Source organism: Wolbachia endosymbiont (group A) of Longitarsus flavicornis, from assembly GCF_963931955.1.
Lineage (GTDB): Bacteria > Pseudomonadota > Alphaproteobacteria > Rickettsiales > Anaplasmataceae > Wolbachia.
The window spans coordinates 908,825-934,924 of the sequence record NZ_OZ008337.1 but is presented as its reverse complement, the minus strand read 5'-3'; the positions used below and the strand labels follow the sequence as shown (position 1 = coordinate 934,924).

Below are 26,100 nucleotides of genomic sequence, written 5' to 3'. Positions count from 1 at the left end.
TAGAATATACAAACTGAGGAGTATATATTAATACAGTTAACTTTACATTAACCGTATTAAGCGGTCATCAATGCTTTTACTTTTGCATTTAAGCGACTTATTTTACGTGCAGCGGTATTCCTATGAATAACACCTTTATTCACACACTTGTGTAAATTAGATTCAGCATTCCGAAATGCCAGAACAACATTTTCTTTGTCGCCAGACTTGATTATATCAACCAAATTTCTAATAGCAGTGCGAGTTTTACTTTTCCGCATCTTATTTATTAAAGTGCGCTTTGCTATTACCTTTATCATTTTTTTAGCACTCTTATGATTTGCCATATATTAATACCTAAAATACTGTACTTTTCTTTTAATTATAAAGCTTTTTTGTTAATTTGCAATATCAGTTTTTTCTGTGGTTAATTTACTACTTCTCTCTTCAATAATTTTTTCTAAACTTTGCAAGAATTCATTTTTGTTTAATCCAGGATGTATTGGAGGCAATATTTCTATTACTGCCTTTCCGGGATTCTTTCTCAGAGAAAGTATGCTTTTTGGCCAAAACAAACCAGTGTTTAAAGCAACCGGTAACACAGGAACAGATAATATGCTATATAAAGCAGCAATACCTGGTTGATATTTTATATTTTGGTTTATAGTCGTTCTTGTGCCTTCAGGAAATATTATTATGCCTCTATTTTCTTTTATACGCATTTTTGCTAATTTAATGATATGACGCATAGAACTGATACCATCTGAGCGGTTAATAAAAATCATTCTGAGCGCCATGAGATGCAAACCAATGAATGGAATCCATTTCAATTCACGTTTTAAAATAAAAACCGCTTTTCTAAATAGTAGTATAAAAATAAATGTTTCAAATGGAGATTGGTGTTTGGATGCAATTATAAAAGGTTGCTTAGGAATGTTTTCCATTCCCCTCACTTCATATTTAATGCCACATAATAAACGCAGCATGAATAATACAACTCTCACCGAACAGACGAGAAAAATGGTTATTACACACTCAGGAAAGAGAATTACAGGGAGAGTAATTAAAGTATAGAATACTTCCCATAATATAAGAAAGAAATTAAACAACAAACTTGAAATCACAAACTCACATAAACTTATTTTGAATTTAACTTTACTACAAATTAAAAGCAATAAGTTTAATTATTGATCATCTGAGTAATAGGATGCGAATCAGCTAGTTTGTCCTTTAACTTTTCGTTAGCAATATGAGTATATATTTGTGTTGTAGAAAGGTTAGTATGGCCAAGAATTTTCTGTATCAACACAATATTTGCCCCGCTATCCAGTAGATGGGTAGCAAAAGAATGCCTAATCACGTGTGGAGAGATCTTATTTTCATCAATATTGCATTTTCTTGCCAACTCCTTCATTAATTGACCGACCCTCTGCCTTGTAATTGGTTTATTAGGTTTATCACCTGGGAATAGCCAATCGGATTCCTTTTCTTTAGGGATCAGATTATCACGAACTGATAAATAATTTCTAAGGCTCTGTAATGCTTGTTCATTAAAAAGGATTTGCCTCTCTCTACCACTTTTTCCTTTTATTATTATATAGCATTCTTTGTTATTACTGTTTATTAAATGTGACACTTCACATAACTTCATATTAATTAGTTCAGAAACACGCATTCCAGAAGAGTAAAGGATATCTAAAATCGCACATAGCCTTTTACTGCTTATCTCTTTATTCGATTCGCTTGCTGATTTTCTCACTGTGTCCATTAGCAAAAATATTTCTTTGACACTTAAATACTTAGGCAAAGGACGAGAAACTTTTGGATTCTTTAATTCAGCATCATTAGCCGGCGCTGGATTAAAATCTATTATTCCGTCATTAAATAGACACTTATAGAAATTTTTCATAGCGGATATTTTTCTTGATATAGAGCTACTTTTATATTTTTTTTGCGTACATAGAGATTTCATATAGTCTTTAATATTGGTTTTGTTTGCACCAATCAAGGTAGTGCTGCTTTCCAATAAAAATTCTTCAAACTGATGTAGATCAGAACGATAACTTTCCAAAGTATTTTGTGTAGCGGACCTCTCTGAAGCTAAAGCATCTATGTAATATGTTATGTAAAGATTTTCTTTTTTATTTTGCGACTGTTTATTTTTCATTATCAGCTCCTATATTTATTTCTTTAGCTATAATTTGATTGGAAGTGTTTCCTATGTTTCTTATGAGAAAATATGAGACAAATAAGGCATTTATCAGTAGAGTGAACATCACAAACTTTTGCTTTAACCTTTTTTTTAAATTTAATCTTACTCTTATCATAGTTAAATTATAACGTCAAATCTATAAAAAACACCTTATAAAGTGAGCTCTACTATAATATAAAATACTTCTTAGCTGTATCTATCTATATTTATTATAACATAACATTGATTATGATTCTAACATGGACAGATAGAGATTTCAATTACGTTAGTGTTATGGGTGTTAATAAATTTTTAATATATACCTTTACAAAAGAAGGAATCAAATGGCATCTTTTTTTAATAAAGTGCTAATAAAAGGAACGGTCACATTTGACCCTATAGATTCATTATCTATCTTCTCTATAATTTTGTCAATGCTATAGAAAGAACGTTCTATTCTTGCTAAAATATAATTAATCACTTTTAAATCAATTTTTAACTGTTTATCTGAAAATCGTTTTATTAGCATGATTCTTAATAATTCTTCGCTTGCAGGCAAAATTTTTACGCTGATAGTTGATAATATTCGAGAACTTAAATCTCTTAATTTGAAGTTAAGCTTTTTTGGTGAAATTGAAGAAGTGATTAGCAGCCTCTTGTCGTTTTCTTTCATGTAATTGTAACAATGTAATAACATTGCTTCATCTTTAATGTTTTGTACGTCTTCTAAAATAAAAGCATCGCTATACCTAATCTCGCTTACGAAGTTATTCACATTGATAAAGATTGCATCATTTATTGATTGCCAAATATGAGCAAGATGAGTTTTACCGGAGCTTTTAGGTCCAAAAAGAATCAGACATTTCCAAGATAAATCATTAACTACCGAATTATATACGTGCTTATTTTCATCTAAGATGATGTAATTTTGCCGATTATAATCAGCTTGATTGTTGTTAAATAAATTTAATTGCACGTTGAACCTCTTACGTAACCTCTTTCTGGTAGTAATTTTTGCGCAAAAATTTACTTACGCTCCTCAAATATGTCAGGTATTCTGGGCTCATTTCTCCTCTTACCATAAATTGATTATGCAAAAGGTCTGTTAGCCGTTTTTATAAAGCTCACTTTTAAAATATTTATTGATTGCATATTCTACTGATACATTGAACATTGCTATTATTGGAATAAAAAGTAATATACCTATAAATCCAAAATATGAAGCGCATATAGTAATTCCCAGAATAATTACAGTTGGATGTATATGAACTTTTTTTCCTATTAATAAAGGAACTAATATGTTTGAATCTATTAATTGTCCAACACCAAATAATAGCAAAACAGCAGCACTTTCAAACCATCTACTAAATTGAGTGATAGCGCTCAAAAACCCAATAATGGTATATAATAATGGCCCTACGTAAGGTATGAACGTTAATATTCCTGATAAAATTCCAATAACAATAGAGTGTTCCAATCCGATTATGCTCAGGCTCACAGAGTAAAAGACCATCATGACAATACATACATTTACCTGCCCCTTTAGATAATTAGATATAATGAAATCCACTTTGGAAAAATAATTTGCAACTTTTTCTCTATAAGAAACAGGAATTAATTTATTAGCTTTTTCTATAATTAAAGGCCAATCACGTAATATATAGAAAAACACTACAGGAGTAATCACCATTAATGATACCGTGTTAAAGCTTGAACTTAACACTTGGATTATAAAGTTACTAGCAATATCAAGAGCATTCATGAAATAAGATACATAGTTGCTGTAATTTTCTGCTAGATTTTTAGATAAATGATCAAATAAGCTATCCTCGATTTTTATATTAAGAAATTCTAATACAGAGGGGATTACTTTAAGCTTTAATGAAGGCACTTTACTCACTAAGAAATTTAATATTGAAGTAATTTGAACATATATAATAGGTAAAACAAATGTTATGACTAGTATAAAAGCTATTAATAAAATAAGTATTATAAAAATTACAGAACATGAACGCGGTATTCTATACTTTTCAAACTTAACTACTAGCGGATTAAACAAATATGCAATAACAACAGATATTAAACATGGAAAAATCATAGGACGCATCAGGAATAACATCCCTATTATAAAAAGCAGTATAAAACAAATAGTTATATGACGTTTTTGCATGCTTTTAGCATAGCTAATTTACTGAAAAATATACAGTTTATTGTAAATACTGTCTATTCATTGTTTTATCAATTTTATTAAGTATTAGATCAGTCAAATTTTCACCCAATTCCCAACTAGATAAAACTCCGTTATGTGGATCATCTTCACACCTTTTCGAATTAACAGTCTTGATCAATTTTCCACGTAGCAATACATCATTTTCTATTGCGTGCGCCAATTGTGCAGGCTGTGGTACTAAGTAATCTTCTTTGCTATTAATAACTATTATTGGCATATTCAATTTTCCTTCATCTCGCAACTTTCGTATATCGTTTACTAAATCAAAATCTAGATCTAAAGCCTTTAGCAATTTTTTAAAAATGGATGGGGGCAACATACTTAAAATTTTTGCTTGAGGGATCGGAAAATGCTCTATTGCTGTATGAAAAGAGCTGAAAGTGCTAGTAAAAATAACACCTCTAAGTTTAACGTTTTTGTCTGCAAAGTGCTTCAAAACTGCCGATGCAACTGCTCCTCCAAAGGAATGGCCAAAAAGTATAATGTTTTCAGGCCTCACACCCTTGTCCATTAATTCATTGATTTTTTCTATCGAGGGCTTAAGCAAACTTTGATCTCTATTTATAAAGGGAATAATAATAAGCATTACGGATAAAAAAATGCAAATTAGAGCAGCTAAGCTTACTAAACCAACTGTTCTAGGTGTTATTGGATTCATAAGTAATATTATAACGGGCACTAATACGGATGCTCCGAGAAATAAAAAGCTGGCTATGACACAAGTTATGTAGTTTTGGAATGTAGCCGGATATTTATGTGTATGAGCAATAGCTCTTAGCCCATTTCTGTCACATAAATCCTGTAAGCATTGTTGAGCATTTTTATGATTATCCCCTATTCCATGAAAGAATATAAGGTGTATCTCATTTTCTTTATTACACTTAGTAATATGCATTCTAGCATCGTATTATATCTTATAAGATAATACACTCTTTTTTTAAAACTGTAAATAATTTGTTACTATACACTCACGCTGAAAATGATAAATATGCACACTAACAGACTTAAGAAATACAAAATAGCAGCATTAATAGTTGCAGCGGGAGTAGGCAGTAGATGCAATTCTACGCTTCCTAAGCAATATATAAAACTGGCAGGTAAATCTGTTTTATTTCATACAATTAGAAAATTTTTAGCTAACCAATATATAGATTACATAAGAGTAGCAATTAATAGAGACCATGAAAGTTTCTATGAGAAAGCTATATCACTAATTACAGACACTAAATTACTAAGCCCTGTATACGGAGGAGAAAGTAGGCAAAGTTCAGTCAAATTAGGACTTGAAAGCTTACAAAAAGTTAACCCAGATTTTGTAGTTATACATGATGCTTGTAGGCCTTTTGTGTCAAATGTTCTGATAGATAACTTGGTTGAATCTATGATTAATGATCAATATACAGGAGTAGTTCCAGCAATAGAAGTTGAAGATACTATGTCATTGGTAAGTAATAATTTCATTGAATCTACAATTTCAAGGGAAAAACTTAGAGCCATACAAACTCCTCAAATTTTTAACTTTAAAGAACTATTATCATGTCACCAATCAACCAAAGAATTTACTGATGATTCATCGCTAATGGTAGAGCACAAAAAGCGCGTTGTGATTATTAAAGGTGAAAAAAGCAATTTTAAGTTAACCACAAAAGAGGATATCAATATGGCAAAACTTCTTTTTGAAGAGCCAAAATTTCGTGTCGGCACTGGTTATGACATACACAGATTTATAAAAATTCAAGATAGCACTAAGTGCCTTATAAAGATTTGCGGTGTGAAAATTGAGCACAACATGGCAATAGAAGCACATTCAGATGGTGATGTTGCAATACATGCAATCGTTGATGCAATACTCGGAGCACTGGGATATGGCGACATAGGAGAGCACTTTCCTCCTAGTTCCTCTGAATGGAAAGATTGCAATTCATCTCACTTTCTTGACTTTGCTGCTAAAAAAGCAAAGGAAAAAGGGTACAGCGTGTCTAATTTAGATATTACTATAGTTTGTGAAGAGCCTAAAATATCGCCTTACAAAGTAGAAATGAAGAAATTCATATCAAAAGCATTAGAAATTGATGATGAATTTGTGAATATCAAAGCAACCACTGCAGAAAAATTAGGTTCTATTGGAAGAAATGAAGGAATAGCAGTGCATGCTTCTGTGTTATTGCATACAAACTTTTATTGGAAATAGAAACGAAAAAACTATGCAAGAGGTCTACCACTTTATTAGGTATTTGTGCAGTTATTGGTGTTATCAAGATACTCCCTAATCTTCTTCAAATCCTCCCAGGCTAAACGTTTTTGTGCAGGTTGGCGAAGTAGGTAAGCTGGATGAAATATAGCGGCTGTGGTGATTGAATTGGACAAATATTGGTTAGTGTACGTATGAAATCTACCACGCAAATTCGATATAGTTTTTGTGCTGTCAAGAAGGCTATAACACGCAATTCCCCCGACCAAAATTAGAATTTGCGGTGAAACCAGTGCAACATGCTTCTCAACAAATGGTCTGCACATATCAAGCTCTAGGTCGGTTGGCTTTCTATTGCCAGGTGGGCGCCAAAATACGGTATTGCTTATGTATACCTTAGTGCGATCAAGATTGATTGCATTTAACATTTTATCGAGCAACATTCCACTTGCACCACAAAATGGTATGCCTTGAAGGTCTTCATTTGCCCCTGGAGCTTCACCAACGAGCATAATTTTTGCATTTTGATTACCATCGGAAAAAACAGTATTAGTTGCAGTTTTTTTTATTTCACAACCTTCAAATGACTTCACTGCACTTCTTAATTCATCCACACTACCACATTTACTTGCAAGTTTCCTTGCTTCAATTATCCAGTCACTTGGAAACATGTCTTTTCCATCTTTAGTGTCATTCCAGCGCATATCTGCATCTTTCTTCTTGGTCCCAGTTTGGATAACAGAGGGTTGTACACTCTCTTTGCTCTCCAATTTTTTTTCCTCTTCACCCTCCATTAGTGTGCAATCAACGCCCACTTCATGGTAAAATTTTAATAATTCTAGGTCTTTATTGCTCATAATGCTTTTTAACCTTTTGTGCTTTTTTCATGGCCATATCATACTTTAATTTAGATAAATGTCTAATATATAATATGCCATTTAAGTGATCTAGCTCATGCTGAATACACCTTGCGAGCCAGCCGCAAGCTTTTAGCGTCTGTTCCTCATTATTTAAATCCTTATATTTCACAGTCAAATATTTTGGACGCTTAATTTCATAGCTTTGCTCTGGAATTGAAAGGCACCCTTCTTTGAGAATTACTTGTTCATCGGATAATTCCGTAATTTCAGGGTTAATCATGTAAAATTTGCCAGTCGATTCATACCCTACTGGCTCGTCTTCAGCTCGAGAGAGCTGAATGTCCATAACAAAAACTCTCCTCAGCACCCCAACTTGCACTGCAGCAAGGCCAAGACCTTCTGCATCGTACACAGTTTCGAACATGTCGTTTACTAATTCTTTAATTTTATCGTTTATATCTGTTACTTCACTGGCACGTGTGATTAGTCTTTCATCAGGGGCAATTACAATTGGTAATATGGACATAAAATGGACATAAAAATTATAATTCTATGTTTTGCTTTTCCTTTTGTCCAGAATTTAGTGTATATTAAAATGTTGCTATATCTATAATAGAAATATAAATTATTAAAGAAAGCTACAATTTAAATGAAATTGCGTAATAAGGTTAACTAATGTACTCTGCAGTAATAGCAAAACCAAAGAGAAACGTTTTTGCTGTTTTAGACATAGGTACAACAAAGATTATTTGTCTAATCGTTAAAATAAATGGCAACTTCAGCTATAAAGTAACAGGAACGGGCTATAAGATTGCAGAAGGTGTAAACGGTGGGTCGATAACTAATGTAAAACACGCAAATTACTCCATCTCATCAACTATAGGTTTAGCTGAGCAAGTGTCAGAGGAAACTATAGACCAGATATATGTGAGCATTGCTGGATGTGGCATCTCATCTTTTAATGTACATAATGAAATTATTGCAGCTAATCATGAAATTTCTGACCGGGATATAAAACGTGTAGTTTTTCAGACGTTTGAGAAATATATTGAAGAAAATGTTATCATTCACAATATACCATTGAAATATCACTTAGATGACATGACTGACATAAAAGAAGTTGGTGGATTGTACGGAAAAAGACTATCTGCTGATGTTAATGTTGTTACTGCTTCGCGTCCAGCGCTTACCAATATTGAAAACTGTATTACCAATAATGGTGGATTAAATATGGCAGGTTGTATTGCTTCTGCATATTCTGCAGGTCTTGCGTGTCTCAGTGAAGATGAAAAAGAGCTCGGGACTGCTATTGTTGATATAGGCGGTGGGTGCACTGCAATTGGAATTTTCAAAAGAGGGAAACTTGTGTATGCAAGCAGCGTTCCAATTGGTGGCGTTCATATCACTCGAGATATTGCTTACGGGCTATGCACAAGCATAGAACGTGCAGAGTATATAAAAATACTGTATGGTAGCACTATCGTAACTTCAATAGATGAGAACGAATATATTACAGTCCAAAATAGTGAAAATGATGAACCTACTCAAGTATTCAAATCTGAGCTTATTAACATCATAAGACCAAGAGTTGAAGAAATACTTGAAATGGTAAGAGAGCAATTTCAAGAGCAGAAAGATCCAATTAATAAAGTGGTGATCACAGGTGGAACTAGTCAACTTACAAGCATGAAGGAAATTGCAGGCTATATATTCAATAAACAAGTTCGAATTGGGTCCCCTGAATCTCTCAGTGGCCTTGATGGCGAATATGATAAAAATCCTGTATTTTCTGCTGCTATAGGTTCTATAAAGCTAATAGTTGACACTTTTTATAAAAATAATTCTGGTATTTTAGGTCAGGATGGTAAAATGAGTAAATTGTATAATTGGGTTAAATCAAAAGTTACAGTTTAATTTTACTGAATGAAATTCTTATATCTATCAAAGGAAACATTATGAATAAAAAACATTGTTTCAAAATTAATAAACTTGTTCGTGATCATACAACTGAAATTATACGTTCCCACGGAATTATTGTTTATGAGAGGGTGATGGAAAAAGATGAATACATTGAATGTCTCAAAGATAAACTTTTAGAAGAAGCAAAGGAGGTTATTGCCTCTAAAACCTCAGATGAAAACCTTGAAGAGTTAGCCGATTTACTTGAGGTCATACATGCATTAGGCAAAGAAAGTGGACTATCTGTAGAACAAATTGAAGAAAAGCGTATCTCTAAAAAACAAGAGAGAGGTGGTTTTGAGAATCGTATCTACAATACTTACATTGAGGTGAATTCTAAGAGCATCGATTACTATCACAAAAAATCTTCAGATTATCCTGAGATAGTAGTTGTATAGTTCAGATTATTAAATAGACTTCTTGCTTGACCACCTTTCATACAAATGACTTGACACTAGGATCCATAGAGCTTATTTTCATAATACGTAAAGTTATTACATTTATGTACTTGCAAGTAAGCGTACCAATTACAATAAGACATGGAAAATATGAACATAACTATACACTTACAAGAAGATTTTGAATTTATGCGCAAGGCTGGCAGGCTTGCTGCTGAAACTCTTGATTTCATTGCACCGTACGTAAAGGTAGGGGTGACAACTAATGAGTTAAATGATCTATGTCATGACTTTATAATTAATGCAGGTGCAATTCCAGCACCACTAAACTATAGGGGGTATCCAAAATCGATTTGCACTTCAAAAAATGCAGTTGTGTGCCATGGTGTTCCCGATGATAAACCACTTAAAGATGGAGATATTTTAAATATTGATGTCACGGTGATTTTAAATGGCTGGCATGGTGATACAAGTCGCATGTTTTGGGTTGGCAAGCCATCAATAAAAGCAAAACGCTTGTGTGACGCTACTTATCATGCATTGATGGAAGCAATCAAACAAGTTAAGCCCGGCAATAAGTTAAATGAAATAGGGCTTGCTATAGAGAAATATATTAGAGGTTTTGGATATTCTATCGTACGCAGCTACTGCGGACATGGTATAGGAAAAGTCTTTCATGCTCCACCGAATGTAGTGCATTTCTATGATCAAGATGAAAATCTCGTCTTGAAGGAAGGTATGTTTTTTACAATAGAGCCAATGATTAATGCTGGAAAACATGAGACTCTGCTCAGTAAACTCGATGACTGGACAGTAACAACACGCGATCTTTCACTTTCTGCTCAATTTGAGCATACGATTGGAGTAACAAAAGATGGTGCTGAAATATTCACATTATCACCTAAGAATTGGCATTTCCCACCTTATAATTAGATTTTTTTAAATTCTGCTATACTGCAACTATACTTGGTTTACTTTGGGTGATTGTGAAGAAAGCTCACCCTTAATTTGCGATATAGCAACTAGCCCAATTAAAGCACAGAAAATCATGTAAAAACTAGCTGAAGTCTCTTGTCCTGTAACCTTGATAATTGTTGTGCATATAAATGGTGCAAGGCCGCCAAAAAATCCAGCAGCTATATTTCTTGATAAACCAAATCCACTGTACCGAACCTTTGTTGGAAATAATTCGCACATAAGTGCACTGACAGGACCAAGCGATGGCAGCTATTGGAATTATAAAAGAATGTGTGCCAGCAAGTAATTGCCACTACATAACATTGAAAAAACTGGATAACTCACTATTACAAAAGCTATAAATGCAAACTTCATAACTTTTTCTCTTCCTACCTTATCAGAAAGTATTGCAAACAATATTGTCAATCCTCCGAGCGCAATTTGACTCAGTATTTCCACTATATGATTAAAATGAGTATTTACTGTTAATATTTTATTCGTAAGCGTCAAACAGACGAAATCTGTCAAACCAGGAAGAAACTCCCAATTTAAGTTTTGAGTAATTTCTGATATAACTTTGTGAGAAGCGCTTTTGCAGTTATAACCGACCAAGTCACTGGTGCCTTTAGTGCCCGTTCGTAAGCGTGGTTTTGGGAGGAACGGTCAAATCATTGATGGAGTTTTTGTAGACTACCTCGGTTAGGAGATTGTACTATCAACCGTTCCAAGCTGAAGCGTTTCCCTATTACAAATTATACGAAGGAGTTGCCATGAAAAAAGCAAAAAGTAAATTAGAAATAGTGAATCCTGATGCAGCAGGGATTGATGTTGGTTCATCTGTACATTATGTATGTGTACCTGAAGGAAGAGATGAACAACGTATCCAAAAATTTGGCTGCTTCACTGAAGACCTTCATAATTTAGCACGGTGGTTGAAAAAATGTAAAGTTACAACTGTAGCTATGGAATCAACAGGAGTATACTGGATTCCTTTATTTCAAGTACTCGAATCATATGGGTTTGAAGTAAAACTGGTAAATGCGCGACATGTAAAAAATGTACCTGGAAGAAAGTCAGATGTTCAGGACTGTCAGTGGTTACAACAACTACACAGTTATGGACTACTTCATGGATCATTCAGACCCGATGATCAAATTTGTGTATTGCGTAGTTATGTGCGGCAACGTAAAAGTCTTACTGAAAGTGCATCTACACATGTTCTGCGTATGCAGAAGGCATTAATTCAAATGAATATACAGCTGCATAAAGTTATAAGAGATATTACTGGAGTAACTGGTATGAAAATTATCAAGGCTATAATCGAAGGCGAAAGGGATCCTGAGAAATTGGTTGAATTCAGGGATGCACGAATAAAAAATGATCAGTCTACTATTGCAAAAGCGTTAGCTGGTGACTATAGAGAGGAACACTTATTCACGCTAAAGCAAGAATTTGAACTATATAATATCTATCAAGAAAAAATAGCAGAATGTGATAGAAATATTGAGGCCTATTACAAAACGTTCGAAACAAAACCTGGCGAAAGTAAACAGTTGAGTAAGGAAAAGAATAAGCATAGAAAAAGTAAGCCAAACTTTGCTTTGCACGAGGAACTGCACCGGATAACTGGTATGGATTTTACTAAAGTTCCAGGGCTTGATGTACTAAGTGTACAGACCATAATTTCAGAAACTGGTATAAACCATAGTAAATGGTCAACAGAAAAACACTTCTCATCGTGGTTAGGACTCAGCCCTGCCAATAAAATTACAGGAGAAAAAGTGTTTAGCACAAGAACGCGTAAAGTCATTAATCGTGCTGCGAATGCATTTCGAATGGCTGCTAATTCTGTGGGAAATAGTAAAAGTGCATTAGGTGCATACTACAGGAAATTAAAAAAACGATTAGGAGCGCCAAAAGCAATAACAGCTACTGCAAGAAAGATAGCGTGCATATTTTATAGTATGCTCAAATACGGACAGGAATATGTAGAAAAAGGAATGGAATACTATGAAATACGCTATAAAGATAGAACTGTAAAAAATTTGATCAAAAGAGCAAAGGAACTTGGCTATCTCTTGGTAAAAAAAGATGAGTTAGTTCAAGGAGTTTCTTAGGAGCACATTGAAAAATACCAAATATATATAGAGAGACGCATTTTCAACCAAGTCAATACCTATTGATATTAGAACAGGCTTTTTGTAATTGTTTAATAACTCTTTTAATGGCAATTTAGACGGATTTTTTCGTCTTTTATACTCTGGGCTTTCATCAAGTATATATCTCATATATATGCTGATTAATCCCATTGCTAAACTGAAAATGAAAGGTAATCTCCACCCCCAAGATTCAAAATCAGATACTTTTTTGCATATGAGTACCGCTATCAGGCTTAATATTGAACCAAAAATTGCGCTTAATACTTCAATGCTGCCAAAAAATCCTTTTTTGTTTTTAGGAGCATGTTCTATTAAAAATGGTGCATTTCCTGCTTCTCCTCCAAGGGATATACCCTGCAATAGCCTTAAACAAACTACCAGAATTGATGCTAGTATTCCGATGCTTTGATAACCTGGAACAAAAGCAATTAATACGGTTGATAAAGTCATTAATATAATCGAGAGCAATAAGGCAACTCTTCTGCCATGCTTATCACCAATGTGACCAAATATAGCAGCACCTACTGGTCTCATTAAGAAACCCACTGCAAACACTCCAAAAGCCTTCAATACGCTGATTAGTTGATCATCCGATGGAAAAAACACACCACCTATTATGTTTATTAAGTGGCCAAAAAGCATGTGGTCATACCACAATAAAGTGTTACAAATCAAACTTGAAAATATTACTTTTGTTATTTGCTGCATAATTTTCTATAGTTTGTTTAGTATTTAGTAATATACATTACTTTTTTTTATATAATAGAAAAATTTGAACATCATATTAATAATAGCATCTTATTAAATCTTAATATTTTTATATCATTGACTATATTCAAGTGTTTTTATATTATTGCCTATATACTTCCATATGTTTTAGTGGGAAGTTATTTTTATTTGTATGCACAGAGTCTCTTGATGGAGCACTATGACACACACTCCAGTTTTGTTAAAAGAGATGCTATCACTACTATCACCGCAGGATGATGGTATATATGTGGACGCCACATTTGGAGCTGGAGGGTATAGCAAAGCAATATTGGAGTCAGCTGATTGCAAAGTATATGCAATTGATAGAGATGAAACGGTAACTAAGTTTTATGATGATTTGAGCATTAAATATCCCAGTAGAATAAAACTATTTATTGAAAAATTTAGTAATATAAAAAATGTATTAGGCCTTATAGAGCCCTCTGTTATCTCAAAAACCTCTCCTGTCATCCAATTCTTGTCATCCCAGTGCTCCGACACTGGGATCCAGAAAGAGAAAACGCAGTCATGCGCTGAAACAACACCAAATAGATCTATTAATGTTGTAGATGGAGTCATATTTGACATCGGAGTTTCATCTATGCAGCTTGATAACGGAGATAGAGGGTTCTCATTTTTACATGATGGTCCACTCGATATGAGTATGGATAACTCTTCTTATATAAACGCTTCAACGTTTGTTAACGCTTTACGTGAAGAAGAAATTGCAAATACTATATATAACTACGGAGGCGAACGTCATTCTCGCAAAATCGCAAGAGCAATAGTAAGTGCACGGAAGAAAAAAACTATCAAAACTACATTTGAGCTTGCAGATATTGTACGTTCCGTGGTATTTCGTGGAAAAAGCAAAATTGATCCTGCAACCAGAACATTTCAGGCAATCAGAATATGGGTAAACGATGAGCTGGGAGAACTTGAAAAGGGCATTAAAGCTGCATCTGAGATTTTAAGTGAGAATGGCAAATTAATTGTCGTCACCTTTCATTCCTTAGAAGATCGTATAGTCAAAACTTTTTTTAAAGATTTATGTGCTACTGATTGCAAGACATTCTCTCTTCTAAATAAAAAAGTGATCGAAGCAAGTATAGAAGAAGTAAGTGCAAATCCGCGTTCACGCTCAGCAAAACTAAGAGCTATACAGAGGTTGTCGTGAGAACTTTCTGCATCATCTCAATAGTTATGTTTTTTCTTAGCATTGTAGGACTATTTAAGGTAAAATTACATGTTCAGTCATTAAATAGAGAGCTAATAAAAATAAAAAGTGAAATTAATTTAGTGCAAAGTGATATAAAAGTTTTACAAGCAGAATGGAGCTATTTGAATAATCCAAAAAGGCTTGCAAGTCTTGTAAAGAAATACCTGAAAAATAACTCTTTAATACTGGCTAGCCAGGTTAAAAATCTTGACTCTTTAAATGGCCGCAGCGTGCTAGCACAACTTAAAACCCAGAATTAAATTGGTTATATTAAGCCTTACCTTTTACAGACAAGCACACCGCAATAAAACTTACTTTAGTATGAAATTGCTTGCGTAAGATTTTGGCAGCCTCTTAACATTTTTTGGCATTTCAATTATGTATTTAACGTTGCGTTTTTTTGCGTAGAATACTGCTTTTTCAAGAGAATCAAACTTTAATACAATCTGTTTTTTTGGATCTTTTGAGCCAACCCACCCCATCAAAGGTTCAATGTAGTAAGAACCAGATTCAATTTTTAGGTGCCAGAAATTTGTATTACCTAAACCAGATTGTGTTGCAGTTCTTGTTGGTCTATAAATCCTAAAAACTACTTTATCGTCAATGCCCATAGTTCTTGTTAAATAAGCTTAAATATATATCCAAATAAATCCTTTCACAAACAATTAGTATGAAAGAATGAAGTTTGCAATAAATATTTTTATGTTATATTATTATTAAATTATATTAAAAGGATTAGCTGAATAGGAGTAATCGATGACGCAACAGGAAATAGTAACAATTAATGCAGAGTTACGTGATATAACAAAAACAAAAGCGATGCATTCTCTAAGGAAGAAAGGAAACATCCCTGGAATCATATATGGGAAAGGCCATGATAACGTAAATTTAACATTACCTGCAAAGGAATTCACGAAGCAATATAAATCAGGTTCTCTTTCTGCACATTTGATAGAGCTGAATATTTCGGGCAAAAAGGAATATGCTCTTGTTCGCGATATCCAATTGCATGTAGTAAAGGATACTGTGCAACATGTTGATTTTCAATTTGTTGATAAAGGCAGTGAAATTAAAATAGACATACCTCTATCATTTGTGAATGAAAGTAAAGCCCCAGGGATCAAGTTAGGTGGAGTGCTTAATGTTTTGTGTCGTTCTATTGCTGTTAAATGCTCTCCTGATAAAATACCTCAGGTTATAGAAGTTGATTTATCCGGTAAAATGATTGGCCAGTCTATACATATTAATGATGTAAAATTACCAGAAGGTGTTAAGTTTGTAGCCCATGAAGAAGAAAATTTTACCATTGTTACAATTTCTGCTGCCGATAGTGACGTTGAAGAACCTCAAGCAGAAACAGAGGAATAGTGCACCTGATAGTTGGGCTTGGTAATCCTGGCAGTCAATATGAGCTAACTCATCATAATATCGGCTTCATCACCGTTGATGCAATCTGCAAATATTGGGGTTTTCAGTTGTTCTCTAAAAAAGCCGATTATCTGATAACCTCTGGCATAATTAATGATAATAAAATCATGTTAACAAAGCCTTATTCATTTATGAATAATTCAGGCATCCCTGTTGCAAAAATACGAAACTTTTACAAATTATCGCTAGATAATATCGTTGTCATACACGATGACGCTGATTTGGAACTTGGAAGAATAAAAGTAAAGAAAGGTGGTAGTTCTGCTGGACATAATGGACTTAAATCCATAGATAGTTTTATTGGCAACGATTATTGGCGCTTGAGATTTGGAGTGGGTAGACCTGAAGATCAAAAAAGCTTAGCAGATTATGTGTTATCAAAATTTTCAAATTTTGATAATGTTACTCCCTTAGTAGAAAAAATAGCGAAAAATATACACTTAATGCTGCAAGGAGATAATACAGCTTTTATCAATTCGATTATATAATACTACGAAACACAAAACTAAATTTCACACAATTAAAATAACAGATTTCTTGCATCACCTCCCAAGCTACAACTGTCATTCAGTAGAAACGAAAAAACTTCCTTGACAAACTCCGCCAGCCCCCTTATTATGATAATAAGGGTATTTATGACTCAAAACTTGTTTTTGACCTGCAGGCTCAATGACAAAATTCAGTAAAAAACTCAGAGTATTTATTGGCGGATTACATAAAATTATAGCGGCTGCATGTCTTTTTTATTTTTTCTACATTCAGCCAAATCGTGCTTAAACTAAGCGTCAGCACATTATTACAGCGCCACTTACAGTAATATAGAGTCAAAACTCGCTACTCGGGGCTTCTTTTGCCTTTTTTTTGTTTGGTAAATTTCTTAATATTTATAGCAACATAACTGGGCAGGAAGGTGTCATTCCAGTGCTCCTGTGATGTCATCCCAGTAGCCTCCTATGGTGTCATCAGAGCCCCTATGATGTCATTCCAGCGCGTGACGCTGGAATCCCAAAAAAAGGATAGACTTCTTTCAAAATTGTTAGAGGGAGTGTAAGATGAAGTATTTGAAAGCATGAAATATAAGGAAATAGAAAAGTTAGAAGGAGAAAAGTTTCGACGTTTAACAGGGGTAAAAAAAGCAACATTTGAGCGAATGGTAGAAATTCTAGAAGTGGAGGATAAAAGAAAAAAAGCTAGAAGTGGAAGAAAAAGTAAACTTTGCATAGAAGACAGGCTACTTATGGCACTGGAATATATAAGAGAATATCGTACATATTTTCATATTGGGCAAAGCTATGGCATGAGTGAAAGTAACAGTTTTAAAATAATAAGATAGGTAGAAGACATATTAATAAAACATCCAGATTTTGCATTACCAGGAAAAAAAGAGCTATTAAAGAGTGATGTAGAATATGAAGTTTTAGTAATAGACGGAACTGAAACGCCAGTAGAGAGACCAAAAAAAAGCAAAAGCCCTTCTACTCTGGAAAGAAAAAAAGGCATACTATAAAAACACAAATAGTAACAGAGAAGAAGAGTAAAAAAGTCATATGCACATCTTTCTCGAATGGTAGAAAACACGATTTTCGGATGTTTAGAGAATCAAAGGTAGCAATATTACCGGACACCAAAATCTTAGCTGATGCCGGCTACAGGGGAATGCAGAAGATACACAAAAATGTTGTATTACCGCACAGGAAAATGAAAAAGAATCCGTTAAGCAAAGAACAAAAAAAAGAGAACAGGGCACTTATGAGCCAAAGGGCAATTGTTGAAAACGTAATTGGCTTATTGAAAAGGTTTAAAATCATCTCGGACAGGTATAGAAACCGACGAAAACGTTTTGGTTTAAGGTTTAATTTGATTGCTGCAATTCACAATTTTGAGCTCCATACATGAATTTTGAAAGAAGTCTACTTTATAATGATGTCATCCCAGTGCTTGACACTGGGATCCAGAAAACTTAACTTTAAATAAGGGGCTGCATAATAAAGACTAGATCCCAGTGTCTGGGCACTGGGATGACACCGAAGGGGCTACTGGGATGACACCATCATAAAGTGAACCAGTGTCAGCTACTTGGATGACAAAAAAAGGAGTACTGGGATGACACCATTTGTTGTAAACTTGTAAACTCACTTTTTCTTGATTTTTTGGTTTATCTTGTCTACCTATTTTGCCACTCTGCTGAATGGACACCTTGGTTTTCACTTTTCTTTTAACCTTGCAATGATATTTTCTTTGCCGATAAAAATTAATAGTTTAGCGAGCTCTGGTCCTGTTTCTGTTCCTGTTAAAGCTGAACGCAACTGCGTAAATAGGTTTTTTGCCTTTATATCCACTGTTTGTCGAATAGTTTTGACCCATTCTGACAACGTGTTTTCATTACAATCACCTTGGGGCAATGCATTGAACGCAATTTTTATAAGCTCCTTATCAAGAATCACAGGCTCTATATCGGATTTGCATATTTTCCACCACTTGGCCACCTCAGAAAACCTTTCTATATTGTTCTTTATAAAATACCAAAACTCTGAGGAGTCCACTCCAATTTGATTTAAACGTTCTTGTATAATTTCAAATGGCATTTGTTGCAGCACTTTGCTATTTAGCTTGTATACTTCACTCAAGCTGAATTGTACAGATGCTGAGCTAAATTTTTTAATATCAAATGAGTCAATCAAAGATTGCATACAGGCGCAAGCTTCAATTGGATTGGATGTTCCGAGCTTTACTAAATAACTAACTAGCGCCATCGGTTCAATTTCATCTTCTTTTATAGATTTGATATCTAGCACGCCGGCTCGCTTGGATATCTTGCTATCATCAAAATGTAGCAGAGAAAGGTGAGCAAATGTAGGGATTTTCGCTTTTAATGCTTTAATCATTTGGAGCTGAACTGCGGTATTAGTTACATGATCTTCCCCGCGTACAACATGGGTTACATTAAAGTCAACATCATCAATAACAGAAGGTAACATGTATGTGTAAATTCCATCTTCTCTTTTTACCACAGGGTCACTTATGCTACTGGTTGCAATATTTATTTCACCTTTAACTTCATCATTCCATTTAACAACTTCATTTCTATCCAACTTAAATCTAAAATGTGGTCTTCTTCCTTCTTGCTCATAACTAATTTTCTCTTGCTCAGTTAGAAGTAACGCGCTTCTGTCATATACAGGGGGAAGTCCTTGTTTTAACTGCAATTTTCGTTTAATGTCTAACTCTTCTCTTGTTTCATAGCATGCATAAATATGCCCTTCTTTTATTAACTGCAAAAACACCTCATTGTAACGCTCAAAGCGCTCTGATTGCTTGAAATTTGCATCCCAATTGATACCAATCCATTTCAAATCTTGTATGATATCATTTATATATTTGACATCTGAACGCTGAAGGTCAGTATCATCAAAACGGAGTAAAAATTTTCCATTTTGATTGCGTGTGTACATCCAACAAACCAAGGCAGTTCGTACGTTTCCTACGTGGAGGTAGCCAGTTGGACTTGGAGCGAATCTTGTTAGCATTTAAATAGCAATATTGTTTACTCTAATTTATTTTAATTTTATATAAATATATGGCTAGAGCAAGCGAGATCTGCTAATACAATTGAGCAAGAGAAGAATAAGTATGGCTATAGCATTGTGGCACCTTTGATATTTGATGGATTAAGACCATATGATAAATTCAAGAAAATTCACAGCTTGACGACAAAGGCTAATGTAGCATTATATTGGTATCATGACTAACTTAGAAAAGATGAGAGAAAAACTGCAAGATCAAATAAATTATCATAATGTTTTGTATCACCAAAAAAATAAGCCAGAAATAAGTGATGCTGAATATGATGAACTGAAGAAAAAGTTAGCTGAAATAGAGCCAGAAATTTATGCAACACAAGATAGTGTTGGTGCTCCACCTGATGAGAGGTTTTCTAAGGTGGAACATCAAGAACCTATGCTTTCCCTTGAGAATGCTTATGATGAACAAGGTGTAGAGAAATTTTTGTCTAAAATAAAGAGGTTTTTAATTGAGGACAAAATAGAGATATTATGTGAACCAAAAATTGATGGGTTGTCGTTTTCTGCAATTTATGAGGATGGAAGATTTATTAAAGCTGCAACTCGAGGTGACGGTTTTGTAGGGGAAGATGTCACTCACAATGTTGCAACAATAAAAGGCTTTCCTAAGTTTTTGCAAGGTGTGCAAGGAAGACTAGAAGTAAGAGGTGAAATATACATCGGTAACAGCGACTTTTTAAAGTTAAATGAAAACGATGAATTTGCCAATCCTCGAAATGCAGCCGCTGGTTCTCTAAAGCAATTGGATGCAAACATTACAGCAAGCAGACCTCTTAGATATTTTGCTTATTCTTTGATTGGTGGAGCAGAGAAAAGTCAAAGTGAGGTACTAAATAAGCTTGAGGCACTTGGTTTTTGCGTAAATGAGCATCAGTCCTTAACGAGTAGTTTAGATGGAATGCTGAAGTTCTATAACGAGGTCTATAACTGTCGCTATAACTTGGATTATGATATTGATGGAATAGTCTATAAAGTAAATGATTTGGTACTACAAAATCGTCTAGGGAATACTCATAAAGCACCGCGCTCAGCACTTGCATACAAGTTTTCTGCGGTTTATGCAAAAACAAAGTTAAATAAAATATTTATACAGGTGGGCAGAACAGGGGTTTTAACTCCAGTTGCAGATTTAGTGCCAGTCAATGTTGGTGGGGTGCTAGTTAGTAGAGCAAGTCTGCATAACCAAGATGAGATAAAACGTAAAGACATAAGAGAGGGAGATATTGTAACAATCAAAAGGGCAGGGGATGTAATTCCCCAGATCGTTGAAGTAAGCAGAGATTCTCGTCTTCCAAATACACCTGAATTTGTGTTTCCTGAAGTATGCCCTGAATGTGGTAGTAAAGTACGTCAGGTTGAGGGAGAGGCTGCAGTAAGATGTCCTGAGGAATTTGCCTGTAAAGCTCAAATAATAGAAAAACTAAAGCATTTTGTATCGAAAGATGCATTTGACATTGTTGGCCTTGGTGATAAGCAGATAGAGTTTTTTTACGACCTTGGTCTGATAAAACAAATTCCCGATATTTTTACTTTAGAAGAAAGATTGGATGAATTTAATCTGGAAGAACAGTCTGGTTGGGGCAAGAAATCAATAGCTCATTTATTAAATGCTATACAAAGCAGAAGGGTAATAACTCTAGATAGGTTTATATTTTCTTTAGGTATTAGATTTATTGGCCAAGTTGCAGCAGAATTGCTTGCAGATTATTATGTTTCTTATGATAATTGGTATAATTCGATGATTGAACTGTCATCAGATAATACTGAGCTAGTAGGTATAGACGGCATAGGAAAAAAAGTAGCTGAATCTTTGGAATCATTTTTTTCTAAGGAACATAACATCAAAATGTTAAATGATCTTACTGCTTGTCTTCAAATTCTTTCTGTGAGCTCCAACTCTAGTGACTCTGTTTTAAATAATAAAATTATAGTGTTTACTGGTAAGCTACTTGCTATGAGTAGAGGAGAGGCAAAAGTAAGAGCCAAAACTCTAGGAGCAAAGGTCAGCTCACATCTTTCTGCTAAAACTGACTACCTAATTGCAGGAGAAAAACCAGGATCCAAATATAAAAAGGCAGTGGAATTAGGTGTAGAAATTTTAGATGAAGACCAGTGGCATAAAGTGATAAGTTTGGGAGTGTTCAAATGAAACTTAGATCTCAACGTCTGCATAGCACTCCAAAACAATGGTCATTTTGCTTGGATGTTTGATATAATAATTAAATTGTAAAGAATACTAGCATGAATGAAGTAATAACATTTGGTTGTCGTCTCAATTTTTACGAGAGTGAGTTAATCAAAGAAGCATTAAAAAAAGCAAAGAGAGAAAATGTTGTTGTGGTGCATAGCTGCGCAGTAACAAACGAAGCAGAACGCCAAGTAAAGCAAAAAATACGTAAGATCTATAAAAACGACCCAAGTAAAGAAATTATCGTAGTTGGCTGTGCTGTTCAGTTGGATCCTGAATCGTATAGTGGTATTCCTGGTGTGAGTAAAGTGCTGGGTAATCAAGATAAGTTAAAAGCTGAAAATTACTTACTAAATGACGATAAAATCTTAGTCAGTGATAGCCAAGTAGAACCTGTTCTAATTAATGGATTTGAAGATAAATCAAGGGCATTTATTGAAATTCAAAATGGTTGTAATCATAGCTGCACATTTTGCTCAATTACTGAGGCAAGAGGGGATAATCGATCTGTGCCAATAAACAGTATTATAGAGCAAATTAGGATCTTTGTAGAAAATGGATATCAAGAAGTAGTGTTTACAGGAGTTGATATTACTGACTTTGGTACAGATTTGTTGAGTAAGCCATCACTTGGTTCAATGATTAGGAGAGTTTTAAAAGATATACCAGAGTTGAAGAGACTAAGACTTTCCTCTATCGATGTTGCTGAAGTTGACGACGAATTAATGGATTTAATAGTTAATGAGTTAAGACTTATGCCTCATTTACATTTGAGTCTACAATCTGGTAATAATTTAATACTAAAGAGAATGAAGCGTCGTCACAACAGAGAACAAGTGATAGAATTTTGTCATAAAATGAAGAGCTTGAGGCCTAATATAGCATTTGGCGCTGATATTATTGCTGGATTTCCAACAGAAACTGATGAAATGTTTCAGGATACAGTTGATTTACTGAAAAAAACAAATATAGTTTACCTACATGCTTTTCCATATTCAGAGCGGAAGAATACACCTGCTGCACGAATGCCACAAGTACCAGAGAATGTGCGTAAAGAACGAGTAAAAAATTTAAGAGAAATGAATAGAGAAATGATGAGTAGCTTTTATCAATCTTTGATAGGCACTGAACAAAGTGTTCTGGTTGAGCAAAATAATGTCGGTAGAACAGAAAATTTTGCATTAGTAAAGCTTGAATCAAAAGCTCAGGCCAAGAGTATTGTGAAAGTTAATGTTAAAGGAGTGGAAAATAATTATCTAATTGGAAATATTTTTTCTTAATTTTTGTACATTGAAGAAATATACGATATAGTAATTATACTGTAAATGATAATTGTGAATTCATTTATGATAACTAGAATATCTATTACTTTATTTTTGATTTTCATTTCATGTGTCTATTTTTTTATTACTTATATTAGTAATGATACACACATTGAGCAAGTACAACCCTTAAAATTAGAAACAGACAATAATAAAAGTGTGATACGTTCTGAGGAGGTTACTGCAAAAGAAATACCAATAAAATATCAAGAACTTGAAAGTAGTCCTACTGAACAACCTTCTATTCTCCAAGTAGCTGATCAGAAAAATATGTGGTCACGTATTGCAGATCAAGCTGATAATGAGCAGATTACAAAAGAAAAATCAAAAAAACTTGATTTTTATGTTAGCGCTAACGGTGGTAAGGTATACCATGATAATTCAGAAACATTTGTAAAGGGTATAAAGGCAATAGGAGAAAGATTTATTAGTTTAATCAATGCAGATGATCCTAATAGTTCTTGGATAGAAAATGCAATATCAGGGTTAATAAAAAAGGGATTAGTAGATGAAATTGAGAGTATACGGCAGTTTAACGGTAAAATTAATTTCCAATGGCTTAACAGCATATCTTTAGGTTACTATGCTGGAGAAAATGGCCGAGTTGATTTTGAAACCATGTATTCTAGAGCCAATATTGAAGATAGTAATTCTCCTCCGGTATTTGATAAATCAGCAAGTGTATTTGCGTTTTTGTTAAACTTCTATTATAATCCCAGCATTCAGGGTACACAATTTGCTCCGTACATCGGTCTTGGTATAGGGCCAACAGTTTTTAGATTAAAAAGGATTAGTGGGTCACCCCAAAATTCAATGCCACTTAATCTTCCTTGGTTTGCTTATCAAATAAAACTTGGTGTTAATTATTCAATAATCCCAGAAGTCAAAACCTTTCTCGGCTATCGTTATTTTAGCATTCCGACACCTATTGCAGATGAAATATCTACTCACAATATTGAAATTGGTTTGATATTTAATTTTTAGTAATGATTTAATATATATATAAATTCTTATCTTTTCTATCTAACAAACCAAATGTTGGTACGATTGTTGCTTTTAAAAAAATGACAGTTTCTACTGTTCTAATATTATTCGCTAGCCTTTTTGACTTCTGGTGCAATAAGCTTTGCTTATCTTCTCTATGTTCTATAAGCCCGCCAATTACCATAATTTCACCGCTCTTAATTTTTAACATAGAGTTCATTTCTCTGATTTCAACAATTGGAATGTCGCTATTTAATTTCATTTTACTCTGCTGTGTGACGTACTCTATATCTGGATCTTTAGTGTAGCCGTTAATTCTTGATAAAGTTGGATGTATATCCATGAATATTTCACTAGTATCAATGTTAATGCTTGGGTGGATTATTAGCACAACACCTATTGGGACGCTATTCATCTTGGTAATTAAGGTCTGATTAGAGTTTCTAGTATCTTTTTGTATGTCGGAAGTAAAATAAATATGGTTTTTAGTAAATGAAATCATCGCTTGCTGATTATTTATAGCATGTACTCTAGGGCTTGAAATTACGGTTGAAGTGCCAAATTTGTCTAAATTTTTTACTAAATCCCCTAAATCACTCGCACCAAAGTTCATTGCTAGGTTAATAATGGAGTTATCTTGATTTATTATAGACTTGGTTCCATTGTGTAAATCATTTAAGTTCATGCCGGAAAGGTACTTGTCATCTAACACAACTTCAACTATTTTTGCCTCTATCATTACTTGAGAAGACGCTAACTTCTTAACCTTGTTAATATATTCTTCAACAGCTTTGTGGATATCTTTTCTAGCATTCAAAATAATAACACCAGCTTCTCTGTTGGATGAAAGGAATTCGCCATCATCCACCCCGTTAACATCCATTATTGCATTCAAGCCTTTTTCTAATGAGTTCCATAAGTCACTACTGTATTGAGACTTCATAACATTGTTATAGTCCCTATCAACGTTACTTCCATCACTGTTAGTAATATTGTTACTAATGACGAAACTGCTTTGAGCAGAATGTTGAATATTAATGAAGTCTACGTAATAATTTTGCGCGTATGGCAAGTTCTGCTCAATTCTAATTACACCGTTACTTGTTGAGTAACGCAGTTTGGCGCTATTTGCTATACTCTGAATTACTTCGTTTATATCCTTATCTTTTAGCTTTAAAATAATATTACCTGATATTTTGGGATCTATGTCCAAGTTAACGTCAGAAAGTTTTCCTATCTCAATCAGCAAATCCTTTACTGATACTTCTTCACTAACATTAATAGAAATAAGCTGATTACTGGTTGTAAGATCGGGAAACTCTACTGGTAAAGGTATAATTTCTGGTATTGCCGGTTCATTACTCTCCAAAGAGGTGTTATATTGTTGCAACGAATAATCGTGCTCACCTATATTATGATGATCTTCGTTGTCTATATTAGTGAGATGTTGCTTAGTAGGCAGGTGTGTGCAAGAAATAATGAAGAGGAGTATTAAGCATTTAAAAATAGCCATTAGAACAGCATACAAAATCTATACTAATAGATTTCTATAAAAGTATTAAAAATGTATTTAATCTCATTTTCATCGAGCAGATAATTGTCATATATTGGCTTGACCTACACTGGCTATAGCTAAACTGACTTAGATTTACCGAAGATTTGAAAAACCGTCATCCCGCTACGTGTTAGCGGGATCTAGAGATA

Annotated in this window: 25 protein-coding genes and 3 pseudogenes; 13 read left to right on the top strand and 15 right to left on the bottom strand. The window is 34.0% G+C overall.

Annotation, left to right across the window (positions count from 1 at the left end):
• Positions 1–56: 56 nt before the first annotated feature.
• From rpsT to AABM58_RS04625, 7 genes are all read right to left on the bottom strand, one after another.
• Complete coding sequence (rpsT, locus tag AABM58_RS04655; RefSeq protein ID WP_010081981.1) at positions 57–326, bottom strand: 30S ribosomal protein S20; 270 nt, start codon at positions 324–326, stop codon at positions 57–59.
• Between the two features lie 51 nt (positions 327–377).
• Positions 378–1,103: a lysophospholipid acyltransferase family protein gene (locus AABM58_RS04650; RefSeq protein ID WP_338406508.1), complete on the bottom strand. Its 726-nt coding sequence runs from the start codon at positions 1,101–1,103 to the stop codon at positions 378–380.
• 56 nt (positions 1,104–1,159) lie between these two features.
• Positions 1,160–2,146: a tyrosine recombinase gene (locus AABM58_RS04645; protein ID WP_338406507.1), complete on the bottom strand. Its 987-nt coding sequence runs from the start codon at positions 2,144–2,146 to the stop codon at positions 1,160–1,162.
• Positions 2,136–2,306: a hypothetical protein gene (locus AABM58_RS04640; RefSeq protein WP_338406506.1), complete on the bottom strand. Its 171-nt coding sequence runs from the start codon at positions 2,304–2,306 to the stop codon at positions 2,136–2,138. The genes AABM58_RS04645 and AABM58_RS04640 overlap by 11 nt, the downstream gene beginning before the upstream one ends.
• A 204-nt stretch (positions 2,307–2,510) precedes the next feature.
• The gene (locus AABM58_RS04635; RefSeq protein ID WP_338406505.1) at positions 2,511–3,146 is read right to left on the bottom strand and encodes a DnaA ATPase domain-containing protein; all 636 of its coding nucleotides are present in this window, start codon (positions 3,144–3,146) and stop codon (positions 2,511–2,513) included.
• 129 nt (positions 3,147–3,275) lie between these two features.
• Positions 3,276–4,340, bottom strand: coding sequence for an AI-2E family transporter (locus AABM58_RS04630; protein ID WP_338406504.1), 1,065 nt, complete (start codon positions 4,338–4,340; stop codon positions 3,276–3,278).
• A gap of 37 nt (positions 4,341–4,377) precedes the next feature.
• A complete protein-coding gene (locus AABM58_RS04625; RefSeq protein ID WP_338406503.1) occupies positions 4,378–5,295 on the bottom strand; it encodes a PGAP1-like alpha/beta domain-containing protein in 918 nt (305 codons plus the stop codon).
• Between the two features lie 84 nt (positions 5,296–5,379).
• Here AABM58_RS04625 and AABM58_RS04620 point away from each other — a divergent pair, with 84 nt between their 5' ends.
• A complete protein-coding gene (locus AABM58_RS04620) occupies positions 5,380–6,591 on the top strand; it encodes a bifunctional 2-C-methyl-D-erythritol 4-phosphate cytidylyltransferase/2-C-methyl-D-erythritol 2,4-cyclodiphosphate synthase (RefSeq protein ID WP_338406502.1) in 1,212 nt (403 codons plus the stop codon).
• A 35-nt stretch (positions 6,592–6,626) separates the two neighbouring features.
• Here AABM58_RS04620 and AABM58_RS04615 read toward each other — a convergent pair whose 3' ends face one another.
• Complete coding sequence (locus AABM58_RS04615; protein ID WP_338406501.1) at positions 6,627–7,448, bottom strand: uracil-DNA glycosylase; 822 nt, start codon at positions 7,446–7,448, stop codon at positions 6,627–6,629.
• A complete protein-coding gene (def, locus tag AABM58_RS04610; RefSeq protein WP_253309681.1) occupies positions 7,438–7,977 on the bottom strand; it encodes a peptide deformylase in 540 nt (179 codons plus the stop codon). The genes AABM58_RS04615 and def overlap by 11 nt, the downstream gene beginning before the upstream one ends.
• A 149-nt stretch (positions 7,978–8,126) precedes the next feature.
• Here def and ftsA point away from each other — a divergent pair, with 149 nt between their 5' ends.
• From ftsA to map, 3 genes are all read left to right on the top strand, one after another.
• Complete coding sequence (gene ftsA / locus AABM58_RS04605) at positions 8,127–9,365, top strand: cell division protein FtsA (protein WP_338406500.1); 1,239 nt, start codon at positions 8,127–8,129, stop codon at positions 9,363–9,365.
• 41 nt (positions 9,366–9,406) lie between these two features.
• Positions 9,407–9,808, top strand: coding sequence for a nucleoside triphosphate pyrophosphohydrolase (locus AABM58_RS04600; RefSeq protein WP_338406499.1), 402 nt, complete (start codon positions 9,407–9,409; stop codon positions 9,806–9,808).
• A gap of 150 nt (positions 9,809–9,958) precedes the next feature.
• Positions 9,959–10,741 carry a type I methionyl aminopeptidase gene (gene map / locus AABM58_RS04595; RefSeq protein WP_338406498.1) on the top strand — a complete coding sequence of 261 codons (783 nt, stop codon included), beginning with the start codon at positions 9,959–9,961 and terminating at the stop codon, positions 10,739–10,741.
• 27 nt (positions 10,742–10,768) lie between these two features.
• On the opposite strand, the pseudogene AABM58_RS04590 reads toward map, so the two are convergent.
• A pseudogene (locus AABM58_RS04590) lies at positions 10,769–11,269 on the bottom strand (MFS transporter); the annotation flags it as partial.
• A 266-nt stretch (positions 11,270–11,535) separates the two neighbouring features.
• Here AABM58_RS04590 and AABM58_RS04585 point away from each other — a divergent pair.
• Positions 11,536–12,882 (top strand): IS110 family RNA-guided transposase, encoded by a 1,347-nt coding sequence (locus AABM58_RS04585; protein ID WP_338406860.1) that lies wholly within the window; start codon positions 11,536–11,538, stop codon positions 12,880–12,882.
• On the opposite strand, the pseudogene AABM58_RS04580 reads toward AABM58_RS04585, so the two are convergent.
• Positions 12,868–13,632, bottom strand: a pseudogene (locus AABM58_RS04580) (MFS transporter); the annotation flags it as partial. The gene AABM58_RS04585 and the pseudogene AABM58_RS04580 sit on opposite strands and share 15 nt — an antisense overlap.
• A 220-nt stretch (positions 13,633–13,852) precedes the next feature.
• On the opposite strand from AABM58_RS04580, the gene rsmH reads away from it, so the two are divergent.
• The gene (gene rsmH / locus AABM58_RS04575) at positions 13,853–14,851 is read left to right on the top strand and encodes a 16S rRNA (cytosine(1402)-N(4))-methyltransferase RsmH (RefSeq protein ID WP_338406497.1); all 999 of its coding nucleotides are present in this window, start codon (positions 13,853–13,855) and stop codon (positions 14,849–14,851) included.
• Positions 14,848–15,153, top strand: a complete 306-nt coding sequence (gene ftsL, locus AABM58_RS04570) for a cell division protein FtsL (protein WP_250295957.1) — start codon at positions 14,848–14,850, stop codon at positions 15,151–15,153. The genes rsmH and ftsL overlap by 4 nt, the downstream gene beginning before the upstream one ends.
• Before the next feature lie 51 nt (positions 15,154–15,204).
• On the opposite strand, the gene AABM58_RS04565 is transcribed toward ftsL, so the two are convergent.
• Positions 15,205–15,504, bottom strand: a complete 300-nt coding sequence (locus AABM58_RS04565; RefSeq protein WP_065094969.1) for an NADH dehydrogenase ubiquinone Fe-S protein 4 — start codon at positions 15,502–15,504, stop codon at positions 15,205–15,207.
• Between the two features lie 145 nt (positions 15,505–15,649).
• Between AABM58_RS04565 and AABM58_RS04560 the strand changes: the two genes are divergently transcribed.
• From AABM58_RS04560 to AABM58_RS04550, 3 genes and pseudogenes are all read left to right on the top strand, one after another.
• Complete coding sequence (locus AABM58_RS04560; RefSeq protein ID WP_338406496.1) at positions 15,650–16,261, top strand: 50S ribosomal protein L25/general stress protein Ctc; 612 nt, start codon at positions 15,650–15,652, stop codon at positions 16,259–16,261.
• Positions 16,261–16,809 carry an aminoacyl-tRNA hydrolase gene (pth, locus tag AABM58_RS04555; protein WP_338406495.1) on the top strand — a complete coding sequence of 183 codons (549 nt, stop codon included), beginning with the start codon at positions 16,261–16,263 and terminating at the stop codon, positions 16,807–16,809. The genes AABM58_RS04560 and pth overlap by 1 nt, the downstream gene beginning before the upstream one ends.
• 581 nt (positions 16,810–17,390) lie before the next feature.
• Positions 17,391–18,217 (top strand): annotated as a pseudogene (locus tag AABM58_RS04550) (IS5 family transposase).
• A 96-nt stretch (positions 18,218–18,313) separates the two neighbouring features.
• Here AABM58_RS04550 and AABM58_RS04545 read toward each other — a convergent pair.
• Positions 18,314–18,529: a hypothetical protein gene (locus AABM58_RS04545; protein WP_338406494.1), complete on the bottom strand. Its 216-nt coding sequence runs from the start codon at positions 18,527–18,529 to the stop codon at positions 18,314–18,316.
• Positions 18,526–19,848 carry a glutamate--tRNA ligase gene (gene gltX, locus AABM58_RS04540; RefSeq protein WP_264339494.1) on the bottom strand — a complete coding sequence of 441 codons (1,323 nt, stop codon included), beginning with the start codon at positions 19,846–19,848 and terminating at the stop codon, positions 18,526–18,528. Before gltX ends, AABM58_RS04545 begins: the two co-directional genes overlap by 4 nt.
• Before the next feature lie 214 nt (positions 19,849–20,062).
• Here gltX and ligA point away from each other — a divergent pair, with 214 nt between their 5' ends.
• From ligA to AABM58_RS04525, 3 genes are all read left to right on the top strand, one after another.
• Positions 20,063–22,051 carry an NAD-dependent DNA ligase LigA gene (gene ligA, locus AABM58_RS04535; protein WP_264339493.1) on the top strand — a complete coding sequence of 663 codons (1,989 nt, stop codon included), beginning with the start codon at positions 20,063–20,065 and terminating at the stop codon, positions 22,049–22,051.
• Between the two features lie 92 nt (positions 22,052–22,143).
• A complete protein-coding gene (gene mtaB / locus AABM58_RS04530) occupies positions 22,144–23,370 on the top strand; it encodes a tRNA (N(6)-L-threonylcarbamoyladenosine(37)-C(2))-methylthiotransferase MtaB (RefSeq protein WP_338406493.1) in 1,227 nt (408 codons plus the stop codon).
• Positions 23,371–23,436: 66 nt separating this feature from the next.
• Positions 23,437–24,396, top strand: a complete 960-nt coding sequence (locus AABM58_RS04525) for a P44/Msp2 family outer membrane protein (protein WP_338406901.1) — start codon at positions 23,437–23,439, stop codon at positions 24,394–24,396.
• 7 nt (positions 24,397–24,403) lie between these two features.
• On the opposite strand, the gene AABM58_RS04520 is transcribed toward AABM58_RS04525, so the two are convergent.
• The gene (locus tag AABM58_RS04520; RefSeq protein ID WP_338406492.1) at positions 24,404–25,909 is read right to left on the bottom strand and encodes a type II secretion system protein GspD; all 1,506 of its coding nucleotides are present in this window, start codon (positions 25,907–25,909) and stop codon (positions 24,404–24,406) included.
• Positions 25,910–26,100 lie beyond the last annotated feature (191 nt).